The organism is Kurthia sp. Dielmo (genome assembly GCF_000307285.2).
GTDB classification, from domain to species: domain Bacteria; phylum Bacillota; class Bacilli; order Bacillales_A; family Planococcaceae; genus Kurthia; species Kurthia populi.
Genome location: NZ_HE578957.1, coordinates 239,176 through 253,632, shown reverse-complemented (window position 1 = coordinate 253,632; position 14,457 = coordinate 239,176). Strand labels below are relative to the sequence as shown.

The following is a 14,457-nucleotide window of genomic DNA, read 5'->3' as shown; positions in this document are numbered from 1 at the left end:
AAGGGAGCGACGCAGCACTACATCGAACCTACTTTCTAGCTCCTATGCAAACATAGGCGCAGCCTCAAGCGTTATGAGAAGAGCGGAATATAGTCATGTACTATATTCAATTAAGGTGGTACCGCGAACAAGCCCATTTCGTCCTTAAACTATAGGATGAAATGGGCTATTTTAATGGAGTGAATCGCATGGAACAGAAACGAATTGTCGTAAAAATTGGGAGTAGTAGTTTAACAAATGCAAAAGGAGAGATTGATGACGCCAAAGTGCAAGACCATCTAGCAGCCATTGCACAATTAAAGCAAAATGGTCATGAGGTGATTCTTGTGTCATCTGGGGCTGTGGCGTGTGGCTTTAAAAAGTTAGGCTATCCGTCGCGCCCGGTGACATTAAAAGGTAAGCAGGCAGCAGCTGCCGTTGGGCAAGGCTTACTCGTACAAAAGTATACAGAAGTATTAGCCAACTATAACATCACGCCGGCGCAAGTTTTATTAACACGCACCGATTTTTCAAAGAAAGATCGCTATCAAAATGCCTATGAAACATTCGAGGAATTACTTGAACGCGGTATTATTCCAATTATTAATGAAAATGATACCGTATCGGTACAGGAATTAACATTTGGTGATAATGATATGCTATCTGCCCTTGTAAGTGGCTTAGTTCATGCCGATCAGCTCATTATTTTAACCGATATTAATGGCTTGTATTCAGACAATCCAAAGAAAAATCCGGATGCTATCCATTTTAAGCATTTGACGAAAATTACCGATGAACTGCTTGGTTTTGCGACATCGGAAGGTTCGAAGGTAGGTACAGGTGGCATGCAGTCGAAGCTACAAGCCGCAAAAACCGCGTATGACCTAGGAGTTAGCGTGTTTATTGGTCGAGGTGAAGGGAAAAATAAATTAATCGATGTGTTAGCAGGTCACGGCGATGGTACGTATATCGAAAAAGAACATGCTATCGTTGTACCAAGTAAAAAACAATGGATTTCTTTATTTTCCGATGCAGCAGGTCGTATTTACATTGATGAGGGTGCTGCAGAAGCACTGCTTTATAAGGGGAAAAGTTTATTACCTGCAGGTGTTTACATCGTACAAGGGGCATTTGAAGCGGGAGAAGTCGTTGAGGTATACCGCGAACGTCAATTAATTGGACGCGGCGAAGTACTGTACGACGCACAAACATTAAAAGAAGCGATGGGTAAACGCACAGATGAAATCGACGGCGCACTCGATGTCGTCATTCACCGTGATCGTTTCGTACAAACAGAGAGGGTGGATTAAAATGTCAGAAGTACATGACAAAGGGTTATTAGCAAAGCAAGCAAGTTACTTAATGAATGAACGTACAACCGATGAAAAAAACGAAGCATTACGCTTAATTGCACAGCAGCTCGTTGAGGATGCTGTCTATATCGTTGATGAAAATAATAAAGATTTAGAGGTAGGCCAAGAAGTTGGTTTATCACAATCGGTGATGGACCGTATTTTATTAACAGAGGAGCGCATTGGCGACATGCATGATGCCATTATGCAACTGATCGCTTTACCAGACCCAGTCGGTGAAGTGTTGGAAACGATTGATAAAGAAAACGGTCTGCATATTGAAAAGCGTCGCGTGCCACTTGGTGTCATTGCGATGATTTATGAGGCACGCCCAAATGTTACAGTTGACGCCGCGACACTGGCGATTAAAACAGGAAATGCCGTTATTTTACGAGGCTCTTCATCAGCAAAGTTTTCAAATATTGCCATTATGAATACCATTCATAAAGCACTTGAAAAATCAACGCTACCAATCGATGCCGTACAACTCATTGAGGACACGAGCCGTGAGACAGCGAGCGATTTATTTAACTTAACAGAATACTTAGATGTCCTGATTCCACGCGGCGGTAAAGCCTTTATTGATATGGTCATCCGCGAGGCAAGTGTGCCGGTTCTTGAAACAGGTGCGGGCAACTGTCATATTTTCATCGACGAGGATGCCGATGTTGCGATGACCTTTAATATTGTGAAAAATGCGAAGCTACAGCGCCCATCTGTTTGTAATGCGGCGGAAAGCTTATTAGTAGAGCGTACATGGTTTGATGCACATGGGCAAGAGCTTGTCGATATGCTATTAGGCGAAAACATTATCGTGCATGGTGATGAAGCGGTATATGAGTTAAATCCAGAAAATATTAAGCTTGCGACAGAAGATGACTGGAGCACGGAATATTTAAATGAGGAACTTTCTGTTAAAGTAGTGGGAACTCTTGACGAAGCCATTCGTCATATTAATGCGTATGGCACAAAGCACTCAGAGGCCATTATTACACCACATCCAGAACGTGCACGTCGTTTCCAGCAAGGCGTCGATGCTGCAGCGGTGTATCATAATGCATCAACGCGCTTTACCGATGGTTTTGAATTTGGCTATGGGGCGGAAATCGGTATTAGTACACAAAAGTTACATGCACGCGGACCAATGGGCTTACCAGCATTAACGTCCACAAAAGTGTATATCGAAGGCACCGGCCAGGTTCGAGGCTAATCATCGCCAATCAAACGTTTTCTTGATATAATAAAAGAACAATAGACAGAAAGTAGTGATGTGACGTGGCAGAAACAACGTATAAAACAAATATCGCAGTAGAACAACAAAAAGTATGGTCTTTCGTATCTGATATCGAAAAATGGGCAAAATTAGTACCAGGATATCGTCAGCACGAAATGTTAAATGATAAAGAATCTACTTGGACATTCGGTGGTACAGTAGCGGGTATTACGAAAAAAGTAGATGCAAAAATCACGATTACAGAATGGCAAGAGCCATCAAAAATTGGCTTTTCATTAGAAGGCCTAAGCGATAAATTTACGGGTGCTGGTTACTTCCAAGCGAATGAAGTAAGCCCAACTGATACAGAAATGGTTATGCATCTTGAAGTGAAAGCGGGCGGTGTTGCAGGTGTTGCACTAAACCCAATCTTTAAATTAGCATTGCCAATGGCTGCAGAAAAATTAGCAAACCGTGTTGTGAATAAAATTACAAAAGCATAATTGGTAAAAAAGAGCCTTTTCCATTGTCGGAAAGGGCTCCTTTTTTGTATAGTAAATTGTAGGAGGAAGGCAATGAAACAATACTTTTATACACACCCGAATACAATTGTAGAAACACCTGAAATTTTTGTGAAAAATGAGGCTACGCAAAATGTTGGTACGGTTCAACGAATGTATGGTAATGGCGTAAGTCGCTTTTTTGACCGCATGATGGATTACAAATATTTCGTAAAATACGAGGCACATATTCAAGACTATGCCCGCGCAATGTGCCGTAAAATTTCACGCAAAGGTCGCGTCTTTTATCGTGCGGAAATCGAAGGCGAAAAACCTTTTGAAATCGGCTATATTGGCTGGCGTGATTTGATTCCAGATTTACAAATTACAAATGGTGCCACGACAATGATTTTGCATAAGGAGCATGAGGGCTGGTCTAATTTTGAGTGGCAGGATACTGATTATGCCCGCTGGCAAGCAGTCCTTAATGAAGAAACGAATCAGTTTGAAGTGGAGTTGCAGATTGAAACGATTGCACCGATTCAAAATCCAGCCTTTTATATAGCGATTGCTCAAACAACCTTATTTATTGGCGGCTAGTTGTCCAAAGTAAAAACCGTTCAAGATTTTGACTCTTGAACGGTTTTTTTATTATTATAAGGATTTTTTAAAATAATGCAGGTTTATCATTTGAGATGATTTTAAAGTGAATGCCAGGAACTTCCGCAGCAATCTTTTCTTTTAAAACATCTAAATTTATAAGTTCTTCATTCGTAATTAATGCCGCGATATGTTCAAGTAAATGATCAAATGCTTTTGTGAATAAATCACGCATATTATCAAAATCTAAGCTACGGAAGCTACCATTAATATCAAATGCTTCAATTGAATTTAATTGCTTTGATGCGCCAGCGAAGCGATCATCATAGACCGTATAATTTTCATCAGTCACCGCGATAATAAATAATTCCTCACCTGTAATCGTTTGAAGTTGTAAATTATTTTTATGCTTTTTCACGTCATCAATAATATGTATGCCGTCTGTATGTTTCATTTTAAATAAATGCATCCAATTCCTCCTTTAATCATTCTGCATTTTATATCGGTTAAAGAGAATGGAATTTTTACCTATTTAAATCAATATATTATGATGAGCGATTATCGTTATGAGCAAAGCCTATTTTTTAGCCTGGCTAATTAAAAATTGCTCATTACCTCATGGAGCGTGTTTTGGATACGACATATTTGTAGATAAGTGACAGCCACAGGGCCAATGAATTAGTAATATGCTATGAATTTGTTTGAAATCATCGAGATGATAAAAAAATAGTATGCTAACGCCTATTTTTTTGCGCATTGACAAGTTGTTTTTTAACAAAAGTTTGCTGGAAAAGGACGGAATCGGGCTATTTTTGTCCCGAAATGACTTGTTTTAGGTTCGGAAAAGCCATTATTATCGCCAACTTCATGCCTGTGAATAAATGACACGCTTTTTACGCCACCAGCCCTATTTTTAGGGGATTATTGTGTTGAAAACACCCCTTAGAGCATCCCTAAAGGCTCTTTTTTAGCCTTTTTTGTGATATTAAGCCTCTATTTACGGTTATGTTATTTTTAATAAATGACATGCTTTTACTACGTTTCCTGCTTATTGATAAATAATAGCGTAATCATTTGCGCATCTGACACATATTTTTAAGTAAGTCGTAGTCAAAAGACGCTCCTTAGGGAGATACGTGATTTCATCTAAATTAGTTGCGCTTGGCTAGGTGAAAATCATTGCTAACGAAAAAATTAAAACAAAGCATTTGCCCAGATGTTTTGTGCGATGCATAGTATGCTGCTACGAAATCTTTCGGCGGTATTAATCGCTTGTTAAAAACAATAATCAATGACCGAACTTAATAAAAATAATGACGTCTTAATTAGAAGGAAGAGGCATCGAGAAAATGGCAAATAGACGTGCGTCATCGCAAAAGTGTATAGGTGCAAGCTGTCTTTAAATTGACACAGCTTGTAAAGGATTTGTTAAAAAAATGTGATGTTAAAAGCGCGAGTGATCGTTTTTTCTGATAAGATAGAAGGGGAAAACTTTTGAAATTGAAGAAAGCAGGAATTCAAACACATGAAACATACTAAATGGCCGCGGCATACATTGTTACTCATTGCAGTGCTTGCGACTTGGTTACAAACGTATTATACGTATCGTACGGCCTTTGATTTAGACATTGAAAATGGCATGCAGGCGTTTATTTTATTCATTAACCCACTTGCCGCGCTTCTTTGTGTGTATGGTATTTCACTATTTTTTAAAAGCGCAAAAGGTCGAAATGCGTATATCATTACCGTAAAAGTTATTTTATCGATTGTTTTATACGGTAATGTCGTATTTTATCGTTTTTACAATGATTTTATTACGCTGCCTGTGTTGTTCCAAACGAATAATTTTGGTGATTTAGGTAGCTCGGTTGCAGGACTTGTTGGGTGGGCAGATGTTTTTTATTTTGTCGATTTAGTGCTCATTATTTTAGCTGTATTATTTTTACCAGCAGCAAAAGAATTTAACCGCATGGCAAGCAACCGTCGCAACACGTATTTTGCGCTTAGCTTTGCCTTATTATTTTTAAATTTAGGCTTAGCTGAAAAAGAACGACCTCAGTTACTAACACGTAGCTTTGACCGTGAAATATTAGTGAAAAACATTGGAACATATAATTATCATTTATATGATATTTACGTGCAATCAAAAACACACGCACAAAAAGCATTTGCCGATGGTGGCGAGTTGACGACGATTGTTAACGATGCTAAATCAAATGAAGTAAAGCCGGATAAGGATTTCTATGGTATTGCCAAAGGAAAAAACGTCATCTTTATTTCACTAGAGTCTACACAAAATTTTGTTATTAATGAAAAAATGAATGGTCAAACAATTACACCATTTTTGAATAAGTTAATTAAAAGCGATGACACCTTGTATTTTGATAACTTCTATCATCAAACAGGGCTAGGTAAAACATCCGATAGTGAATTTGTGATGGAAAATTCATTGTATGGCATTGGTGGGGGGGCAGTATTCTTTACGAATGCGGGCAACTCACTAAATTCAATGTCTGAAAAGCTAGGCGATAATGGCTATGCGACAAGTGTACTGCATGCTAATAATAAATCGTTTTGGAATCGTGATTTAATGTATCAGGCAATGAATATCGACACGTTTTATGATATTGAGTCATATGATGTCAATGAAAAGAATTCGGTCAACTGGGGCTTGAAAGATATTCCATTTATGAAACAGTCAGTAGAGATTATGAAAGACATGAAACAACCATTTGCGACACGTATGCTGACGCTCACAAATCACTTCCCGTTTACATCGGATAAGAAGGATCAATATATTGATGCTTATGATTCAGGCGATAAAACAGTGGACCGTTATTTCCAAACAGTCCGTTATACAGATGAAGCGGTGAAAGTATTATTTAAAAAGCTGAAAAAAGCCGGGCTGTATGACAATACAGTTGTTGTGATGTACGGTGACCACTATGGTATTTCTGAAAATCATAATAAAGCGATGGCGAAATTTTTAAATAAAGAAGAAATTACACCGTATGATACGGTCATGCTACAAGAAGTACCATTTATTATTCATGCGCCAAATACTGACATTAAAGCAAAAGCTGATAAAAAAGTGCATGAAGTAGGTGGGCAAGTAGATATTCGTCCAACAGTATTGCATTTATTAGGTGTAGATACGTCAAACGACATTCAAATCGGAACGGATTTATTAGCGAAGAAGCATGATGATTTAATTGCGTTCCGTGATGGCCGTTTCGTCACGAATGATGTCGTGTATACACAGGAATTGTTCTATGACCGTAAAACAGGCGAGCCATTAGGGGAAACGGCAGAAAATCGTGAGCTTATTGAGCGCGCAAATGCCAAAACAACGTTATCGGATAAAATCATTAACGGAGATTTATTCCGCTTTTATGATGAAAAAACAGGTACGGTGAAACAATAATGAACTCAAAAACCGCGTATTTTCGCGGTTTTTTTGTGTTTTCACACCTACTTACATAGATTTATTGTACAGTAAATACCAATTCCGATAAAATAAGAGATACAATATGTGGACGAATGGAAACTTTTATCGAATAGCCGGCGTCATAACGCTAGAATAGGTGGACGGACTAACTACATCCAGAAGGAGAAGACTGCATGGAAGAAAAACAACCTGAGAAACAATCGAAGAAAAAACGCCGCGTGCTACGATGGCTTATTTTTACACTTGTAGGTGTATTTATTTTCGCTGCCTTTACAGTAGGAGGCTATGCCTATTATTTATATGAAAAGGGTGAAAAGGCTGTCGCTGAGTCATACGATGCGAGCCGCGATGTGAAATCTTCGTTGCGTGAAGAGGAAGTAGAGCCGCTAGAGGATAATTTGTCGATTTTAATTGTTGGGATTGATGATAGCACAGAGCGTGCACAAGGCTCGAATCATGCGCGTTCAGATGCTTTAATGCTTGCAACGTTAAATAATGCGGATAAAACAATTGATTTAGTGAGTATTCCACGTGATTCGTATACCTTTATCCCAAGCGTTAATTATGCGACAAAAATCAATCATGCCCATGCATTTGGTGGCATTGATAGCACGATTGAAACCGTGCAAAATTTATTAAATGTGCCAGTTGATTATTATGTGGAAGTAAACTTTAATGCCTTTATTGATGTCGTTAATGCACTAGATGGTATTGAAGTGGATGTACCGTATGATTTACATGAGCTAGACGAAAACGACAAACGTACGGTGAACTTGAAAAAAGGTACACAAGTCGTTGATGGTCGTGAAGCCTTAGCACTTGCGCGTACGCGTCACCAAGATAGTGATATTGAACGTGGTAAGCGGCAGCAAATGATTTTAGAGGCGATTACCGATAAAGCGATGTCAACATCATCATTAACGAAATATAGTAGTTTAATTACAGCGCTAGGCGATAATATGACGACAAACATGTCCTTTGATACGATGAAGTCTCTATTTGTGTATATGCAGTCGGGATCGCCGTCCATTAAAAGTTTATCTCTAGAAGGTGATGATGACATGTCTACAGGGGTGTATTATTATAAATTACGCCAAGATAATGTTTTAAGTGTTCGTCAAACATTACAAAAGCAATTAGCATTACCAGAAGATAAAGAAATTACATTAGAGAATAGCTATTTAGTTGATCATGTAACGAAAAAAGATAGCGCTAGTAGTAATAAATAATTGGTCGTTCCGAGGATAGAGCCTGTGCTTCTATCCTCTTTTTTAAATGAACAATGTCAGAAGTAGCATTCAAAAGCGGTCTTTGATATGCTCTATAGTGGAGGTGTACTATGTCGTACATAAAAGAATTTATTATTTACATATTGGTGCTGGCAATTTTATTACGCGATAGCTTTAGTGAGTGGGCGATTTGGGAAAGCTTACCGACGAAACCATTTTATATCGTCGTTATCGTGTTATTGCTCGTATTATTTTACCCAACAAAGAAAGTATCGCTTATGCAAAACTTTTGGATGCAACTGCGCGTGATTGTCCTTATTTTAGCAGCCATCGTTATCATGCCACTGCTAGGTGGACATTCAGCAATTGGTCTAGATGTGCGTCAGCCGATTTTCTTTATGATTATCGTGCTTAGCTTGTTTCAATTATCGATGCAGTACAAGCGTGCGAAGCAACAAGTAGCGCGTGAAAAAGAGATTGAAGAAGAATTAAAAAAACAGCATCAAGTAAAGTAGGCAGAGTCTTGGGACTTTGTCTTTTTTAGGAGGGAACCACATGCATGATGTAACGATTATTGATTTTGCATGGAATGGCACGACATTATTTATTGAATTTACAGGTTTTGATGGCGAGCGCAATGCACGCTTTAAAGGTATGGTGCGCGTCGTTGGCGACACACCATACGGCGATATTATTCATGAGCGACGCAGTGAATTATCCCCGTCATGCCGCGCGTTTGTCGTTGAAACATTGACGGCAAAAATTCAACAACATGAATTTGATTAAGGAGGGATGATTAATGTGGTGGGCAACAGCTATTTTACTAGCAATTTTTATCATCGTTTATTGGCTTGAACCACGCCGTTTTGTGAATGTGTATGTGTTTGGCATTCTCTTTGGATGGTGCTCACTGATTGGCCTTGTGTGGGTACTGCCAGATATTTTAAGTGAATCACCGATTGTCGTGCAATTTTATTATGTATTGCTCTTTGCAATTATTCCACTATCTTTATTGGTCATTAGCTTTTTAACATTTTTCAATGGCAAAATTTTATTAGAAAAAGAAGGGCGTCGCCCACGCAATTTATTGTTTAGCTCGATCGGCGTTATTATTGTCGGGATGGTCATTTGGTTTTTATACAATTCTATTATTCGTGATTTAACGCCTACCGATGAAATCGTCTTTTTATATGTCGCTGGCTTAGTCGGATATGGGCTGTATTTATTTACGAGTACGACGTTGTATGCCATTTTGTATCATTATCGTCCGATTTTATATAAGCCGGATTTTATTATTGTATTGGGCTCGGGATTGATTGGTAAAAAAGTGCCGCCGCTACTAGCAAGTCGTATTAACCAAGCAGTAGAAGAATGGCGTAAAAATCCTTCGGCAACGATTATTATGTCGGGGGGACAAGGGGCAGATGAGCTTGTATCCGAAGCAGAAGCGATGCGTGATTATGCTTTGGCGCATCACGAGGATTTAGACGAAGGGAAAGTTCTTATTGAAAATAAATCCACGACAACGTATGAAAATTTCTTGTTTTCAAAACGTATGATGGATGACTTAAAGGACACATATCGTATTGTTTTCGTGACGAATAACTTCCATGTTTTTCGCGCAAGTTTATACGCACGTAAGCTCAAATTAGCCGGGCAAGGTGTTGGTTCTAAAACAGCTACCTACTATTTAGCGAATGCCTTTACGCGTGAATACATCGGCTTACTTGTCATGACAAAGAAAATTCATATCGTATTCTTTATACTTTGGACATTATGTATGGCCGTACTTTATCGAGCCTATTCTTAGTAAATAGAAACGGCAATCAGAGAAAGACGTGATTGTCGTTTTTTGATGCTATTTTTTGATAGAATGAAAGACAGGAAAAGAGGGATTTACATGGAAGATGTTCAATTAGTCGCACTTGATATGGATGGCACAACGTTGTTACCTGATTTAACAATTGCGCAACAAACAAAAGAAAAAATTTCAGCCTGTATCGCAAAAGGAACGGCGGTTACGATTTGCACAGGGCGTACACTTGCAGAACTGAAATGGGAATTAGAGGAGCTAGGCGATGTACCGTATGTCATTACCGGAAATGGTTCTGCGGCATGGTGTCTTCGCGATGGCACTAAGCTATACGAGGATACAGTAAGCTACGACGACGCCATGCATATTATGGAGATTTTACGTCCATATGATATGCGGATTGAGGTATATTATGATGGCAAAGTGTTTGTGAATCAGCATGTACTCGATCATATTGTGGCGTATGGCGCGACGGAGTTTCCGGAATTTATTTTAGAAACACGTACAGCGGTTGAGGATATTTATGCCTTTATGGAAAAGCTACAGCAACCGATTGATAAATTTAATTTATTTTTCAAATCAAGTACAGAGCGTCAAGCAGCTTGGGATGCATGTGTTGCAGCAGGCTATAATGTCACAAGCTCGTTTTTGCAAAACATGGAAGTGAATTCGAAAACGGCGAATAAAGGCAATGCCTTAAAACATTTAGCACAATCATTACATATTCCGGCGCAGGCTGTCATGGCCGTTGGGGATCAATTGAATGATGTGTCGATGCTAACGTATGCTGGCGTGCCGGTCGCAATGGGAAATGCGGTGTCTGAGGTGAAGGAATTAGCGGTCTTTATTACAAAATCAAATGCTGAAAATGGTGTGGCTTATGCACTTGAGCGTTACGTTTTAGGAGGACAGGCATGAACATTATTTCACTAAGCGGTGCGAGTGGTACGGGGAAAAGTACGGCCGCATTAGCGTATGCTTATAGTCATCGTATTGATGCTATTATTGATGATGGTCTGCTCATTATGAATGGCAAAAAACGTGCGGGTACGTCGGCTAAATTTGAAAAAAGTGCCCTAAAGGCTGTACGCCGTGCGATTATTTCAGATGATGCCCACCGCGATGAATTATGCGAGGCTATTGATGAGGAACATATCGAATCTTTAATGATTATTGGCACATCGGATAATATGACATCAAAAATTGCTGAACGCTTACACCTAACGATTCAGCAACGAATTTATATAGAAGATATTAATTCGGAAGCGGAAATCAAGCTGGCGCGTTTTATGCGTAAAAATGAAGGCCAGCATACGATGCCATTACCAATGCAACAAATTGAGCAAAACTTTTTTAAACGTTTAATGCGTCGAGGTGCAGAAATCTTTTCACCGAAACGTGAAAAAATTGGGGAAACAACGATTGTGCATCCAGATTTCCACGACGACTTCACACAAATCTCAACAAAGGATATGATGGAAGCCTTTAAGGAGGCTATTGAGCAAAAGAAACGCTTAACGGTGAAAAAGATGCAATTTAAATTATTACCACTACCAGCGCTTGAAGTACAAGTTGTCTTGAAAATGTCGTCACAAATGGAACTAATGACGACACCGAATGCGATTGAAGAAGCACAAAAAACATTAATTGAATGCTTTAGTCAGCTATATGATTTACAGTTTGGAACATTAGCGATGAAAGTGGTCGACATTGAATTTGTAGAGGAAAGGGGAGCGTCAAATGATTCGCAAAGCAAACATAGATGATTTAGCGCGTATTATGGACATCGAACGTGTGGGATTTTCTGAAGCGGAGGCTGCAACAGAAGCAGCGATGAAGGAGCGTATTGAAAAAATCAGCGATACCTTTTTTGTAGTAGAGGAGCAGGGGGATGTGCGTGCCTTTGTCGTTGGCAATGTTATGACAAAGCGCTACATAACAGATGATCAATTTGAAACATTACAAGCCAATCAGCCAATAGGTGGGCATCAAAGTGTGTTAAGTATTGCGGTGGACCCTGCGTATCGTAGTAGAGGTTATGGGTCCCAGCTACTGACGCATATCGAAGCGGTTGCGCGTGAGGCAGCGCGTGAAAGTGTATCGCTTACATGTTTAGCACGTTTAATTGGTTATTATGAAAAACAAGGCTATGTGAATGAAGGTGCTTCATCGTCAACACATGGTGGTGAGCAGTGGTTTAATTTAGTGAAGCCATTGTCATAATAAGTGAAAGAGGCTTTGACATATGTATAAAAACAACCGTTCATATGAGCATAAGAAAAACCGGAATCGCGCTGTAGCGCGGTTTCGGTTTTTCGTTGCGAATGCTAAAAAAGAAAAATGACGTGTTTTGTCCCAGCCTCTTTTTTGTTGAAACAAAATACTTGTCTTTTAAACCCCTATGAGGTATATTTATATCAACATCAAGTATCTTGAATTACAGATAAATTCAAGTATGTTAGATGTTAGTTCAATTGGAAGAGGTGGCAACATGATTCAAATCTTACCACGTATTAATGAATTAGCAAAAAAACAAAAAGAAGGCATGTTAACAGCTGCAGAAAGCGCTGAACAAATCATCCTTCGTAAACAATATTTAGAACAGTTTCGTGCACAAGCGCATGGTATTATTACGAATGTAAAAGTTATTGACCCAAACGGGGACGATGTAACACCACAACAAGTAATTGATGCGAAAAAAGCGCGTCTAGATAACAATAACGATTAAATCACGCAAGTGTGTGATACAAATAAACGGCTAAGACAATAAAATTGATCTAGCTGAAAAGAACAGCATAAGAAAAGAAGGCATTGCGCCCGGAACTGAGCCTCAAAAGTGAGACAAAGAAAAGGCCAATATTCTTCAATAGAATTTGACGGACGCTTTCCTGGGGCATGGCGGAAGCCGCCTCGCTCGCAAGCTCACTGCGGGGTCTCCCGCTCATGCTAAGGGCTCCCCTAGGAGTCGCCGTCAAATTCTTGTTTCACATCTTTTTTTGTAGTCAACTGGCGTTCCACTTTGCCAAAATGCGCGTATTATTATCGTAACTAGTTACGATAGAACGTTTCACACTTTATACTGGCGTTATCAGCGAGCGTACCTTTACTGGCCATGCTCATGATAACGCCTTTTTGTTTGACTGCTACTACTTATGCGTTGTCACTTCATCTAACCGCTCTTTAGATGATATTTCCCCGTCTTCGTACCACTGCATCTATTGGTAAATTTTAATCATCATGTCCTTCAACGCTATTTTTTACGACTCCAAATTAAGGACTTTTAATTTTGTTTCGTATAAATACGCGTGTTTTTGCCCACTAAAAAACACCTCCAAAGATTTATACTCCTTGAAAGTGTTCTTCTTTTTGGTGTAATTAAATACGACGTTTAAACTGGGCAGGTCGTTTTTCAACGAAGGCTTGCACACCCTCGGTAAAATCCGAACCAACAAATGGTGTCGAGCCGTTCCATAAATTCGGTACAGAATCGACACATTCTTGTACCGATGTTTTAACAGCAAGTAGTGAGGCTGGTGACATTGATGCCACTAATTTTCCCATGCGAATCGCATAACGATCCAACTGATCATCAGTCGCAACATAGTTCAGCATCCCAACGCGGTAAGCATCATCGGCTTTTAACATGCGCCCTGTATACACAAGGTCCTTTGCCATACTTGGGCCAACAAGACTTACGAGACGCTGTGCGAATTGATTATTTAATGTAATGCCTAATTTACCGACAGGAATGCCAAGCTTCGCCTTATCAGAACCAATGCGCAAGTCGCAAGCAAGTGCAAGTTCTAATCCAGCACCCATGGCAGGGCCATTAATAACGGCAATCGTTGGGATTGGTAAACGCTCGATTGTTGAAATCGTACGCTCCATATCGACAAATGCCGCTTCCGCTTTTTCAAGGGAAATCGCATTAAATTCTTTAATATCTGAACCAGCAGTAAAGCTTTCGCCATAGCCACGAATAATTAATACTTTATTTTTTGGATTTTCTAACGTTTGCAGTGCAATACTGCGAAGCTGCTGCCACATATTTGCTGTTAATGCATTTTTAGCTTGTGGACGACGAATCGTAATAATCGCTAAACCAGCCGTCTCTTGGTAAATAATTTTGGCATCTTCTTTTTCCAAACGTGTTGTTGATACTTTCATATGTAAGTCCCCCTAGACGAATAATAATACTATTGTATAACAGTTTTCGCTGTTATAGTATTGAAAATAATAAATTGACTGATAAATGGCATATTTGCGAAAATTAATGCATCGAAAGGTAGTCGAAATGCGAATTCAACGGTAAAATAAGAAGGA

15 protein-coding genes are annotated in these 14,457 nt (G+C 39.3%); 13 read left to right on the top strand and 2 right to left on the bottom strand.

From position 1 onward, the window contains the following. Nucleotides 1–188: 188 nt before the first annotated feature. The 4 genes from proB to KTHG_RS06145 all read left to right on the top strand — a co-directional run bounded on the left by proB (nt 189) and on the right by KTHG_RS06145 (nt 3,644). Entirely contained in the window at nt 189–1,289 is a 1,101-nt protein-coding gene (gene proB / locus KTHG_RS06160) for a glutamate 5-kinase (RefSeq protein WP_126990168.1), read from the top strand. 1 nt (nt 1,290) lies between these two features. Next, nucleotides 1,291–2,541, top strand: coding sequence for a glutamate-5-semialdehyde dehydrogenase (locus KTHG_RS06155; protein ID WP_139992233.1), 1,251 nt, complete (start codon nt 1,291–1,293; stop codon nt 2,539–2,541). A 65-nt stretch (nt 2,542–2,606) separates the two neighbouring features. Then, nucleotides 2,607–3,047, top strand: a complete 441-nt coding sequence (locus KTHG_RS06150) for an SRPBCC family protein (RefSeq protein ID WP_139992231.1) — start codon at nt 2,607–2,609, stop codon at nt 3,045–3,047. A gap of 72 nt (nt 3,048–3,119) precedes the next feature. After that, a complete protein-coding gene (locus tag KTHG_RS06145; protein WP_139992229.1) occupies nt 3,120–3,644 on the top strand; it encodes a tubby C-terminal domain-like protein in 525 nt (174 codons plus the stop codon). A gap of 67 nt (nt 3,645–3,711) precedes the next feature. On the opposite strand, the gene KTHG_RS06140 is transcribed toward KTHG_RS06145, so the two are convergent. Beyond that, complete coding sequence (locus tag KTHG_RS06140) at nt 3,712–4,113, bottom strand: hypothetical protein (RefSeq protein ID WP_139992227.1); 402 nt, start codon at nt 4,111–4,113, stop codon at nt 3,712–3,714. A 1,056-nt stretch (nt 4,114–5,169) separates the two neighbouring features. On the opposite strand from KTHG_RS06140, the gene KTHG_RS06135 reads away from it, so the two are divergent. The 9 genes from KTHG_RS06135 to KTHG_RS06095 all read left to right on the top strand — a co-directional run bounded on the left by KTHG_RS06135 (nt 5,170) and on the right by KTHG_RS06095 (nt 12,862). Further along, nucleotides 5,170–7,068 (top strand): LTA synthase family protein, encoded by a 1,899-nt coding sequence (locus tag KTHG_RS06135; RefSeq protein WP_139992225.1) that lies wholly within the window; start codon nt 5,170–5,172, stop codon nt 7,066–7,068. 197 nt (nt 7,069–7,265) lie between these two features. After that, nucleotides 7,266–8,321 (top strand): LCP family protein, encoded by a 1,056-nt coding sequence (locus KTHG_RS06130; RefSeq protein ID WP_139992223.1) that lies wholly within the window; start codon nt 7,266–7,268, stop codon nt 8,319–8,321. Between the two features lie 110 nt (nt 8,322–8,431). After that, entirely contained in the window at nt 8,432–8,836 is a 405-nt protein-coding gene (locus KTHG_RS06125; protein WP_126990161.1) for a hypothetical protein, read from the top strand. A gap of 40 nt (nt 8,837–8,876) precedes the next feature. Continuing rightward, nucleotides 8,877–9,107, top strand: coding sequence for a hypothetical protein (locus KTHG_RS06120; RefSeq protein ID WP_139992221.1), 231 nt, complete (start codon nt 8,877–8,879; stop codon nt 9,105–9,107). Nucleotides 9,108–9,120: 13 nt separating this feature from the next. Next, on the top strand, nt 9,121–10,131 hold the full coding sequence (locus KTHG_RS06115; RefSeq protein ID WP_139992219.1) for a YdcF family protein: 1,011 nt from the start codon (nt 9,121–9,123) through the stop codon (nt 10,129–10,131). A 90-nt stretch (nt 10,132–10,221) separates the two neighbouring features. After that, nucleotides 10,222–11,052, top strand: a complete 831-nt coding sequence (locus tag KTHG_RS06110) for a Cof-type HAD-IIB family hydrolase (protein ID WP_139992217.1) — start codon at nt 10,222–10,224, stop codon at nt 11,050–11,052. Then, on the top strand, nt 11,049–11,900 hold the full coding sequence (locus KTHG_RS06105; protein WP_139992215.1) for a nucleoside/nucleotide kinase family protein: 852 nt from the start codon (nt 11,049–11,051) through the stop codon (nt 11,898–11,900). Before KTHG_RS06110 ends, KTHG_RS06105 begins: the two co-directional genes overlap by 4 nt. Further along, nucleotides 11,875–12,357 carry a GNAT family N-acetyltransferase gene (locus KTHG_RS06100; RefSeq protein WP_139992213.1) on the top strand — a complete coding sequence of 161 codons (483 nt, stop codon included), beginning with the start codon at nt 11,875–11,877 and terminating at the stop codon, nt 12,355–12,357. The genes KTHG_RS06105 and KTHG_RS06100 overlap by 26 nt, the downstream gene beginning before the upstream one ends. Nucleotides 12,358–12,625: 268 nt before the next feature. Then, on the top strand, nt 12,626–12,862 hold the full coding sequence (locus KTHG_RS06095; protein ID WP_126990155.1) for a DUF896 domain-containing protein: 237 nt from the start codon (nt 12,626–12,628) through the stop codon (nt 12,860–12,862). A 647-nt stretch (nt 12,863–13,509) separates the two neighbouring features. Here the strand turns inward: KTHG_RS06095 and KTHG_RS06090 are convergent. After that, on the bottom strand, nt 13,510–14,301 hold the full coding sequence (locus KTHG_RS06090; protein WP_139992211.1) for an enoyl-CoA hydratase/isomerase family protein: 792 nt from the start codon (nt 14,299–14,301) through the stop codon (nt 13,510–13,512). Nucleotides 14,302–14,457: the final 156 nt, after the last annotated feature.

Bases quoted from the DNA above. Each gene is read 5' to 3' on its own strand.
- KTHG_RS06100 (WP_139992213.1), top strand. From the start codon at position 11,875: ATGATTCGCAAAGCAAACATAGATGATTTAGCGCGTATTATGGACATC.
- KTHG_RS06140 (WP_139992227.1), bottom strand. From the start codon at position 4,113: ATGCATTTATTTAAAATGAAACATACAGACGGCATACATATTATTGAT.
- KTHG_RS06110 (WP_139992217.1), top strand. From the start codon at position 10,222: ATGGAAGATGTTCAATTAGTCGCACTTGATATGGATGGCACAACGTTG.
- KTHG_RS06130 (WP_139992223.1), top strand. From the start codon at position 7,266: ATGGAAGAAAAACAACCTGAGAAACAATCGAAGAAAAAACGCCGCGTG.
- KTHG_RS06120 (WP_139992221.1), top strand. From the start codon at position 8,877: ATGCATGATGTAACGATTATTGATTTTGCATGGAATGGCACGACATTA.
- KTHG_RS06095 (WP_126990155.1), top strand. From the start codon at position 12,626: ATGATTCAAATCTTACCACGTATTAATGAATTAGCAAAAAAACAAAAA.
- KTHG_RS06125 (WP_126990161.1), top strand. From the start codon at position 8,432: ATGTCGTACATAAAAGAATTTATTATTTACATATTGGTGCTGGCAATT.
- KTHG_RS06115 (WP_139992219.1), top strand. From the start codon at position 9,121: ATGTGGTGGGCAACAGCTATTTTACTAGCAATTTTTATCATCGTTTAT.
- KTHG_RS06145 (WP_139992229.1), top strand. From the start codon at position 3,120: ATGAAACAATACTTTTATACACACCCGAATACAATTGTAGAAACACCT.
- KTHG_RS06135 (WP_139992225.1), top strand. From the start codon at position 5,170: ATGAAACATACTAAATGGCCGCGGCATACATTGTTACTCATTGCAGTG.
- proB (WP_126990168.1), top strand. From the start codon at position 189: ATGGAACAGAAACGAATTGTCGTAAAAATTGGGAGTAGTAGTTTAACA.
- KTHG_RS06155 (WP_139992233.1), top strand. From the start codon at position 1,291: ATGTCAGAAGTACATGACAAAGGGTTATTAGCAAAGCAAGCAAGTTAC.
- KTHG_RS06105 (WP_139992215.1), top strand. From the start codon at position 11,049: ATGAACATTATTTCACTAAGCGGTGCGAGTGGTACGGGGAAAAGTACG.
- KTHG_RS06090 (WP_139992211.1), bottom strand. From the start codon at position 14,301: ATGAAAGTATCAACAACACGTTTGGAAAAAGAAGATGCCAAAATTATT.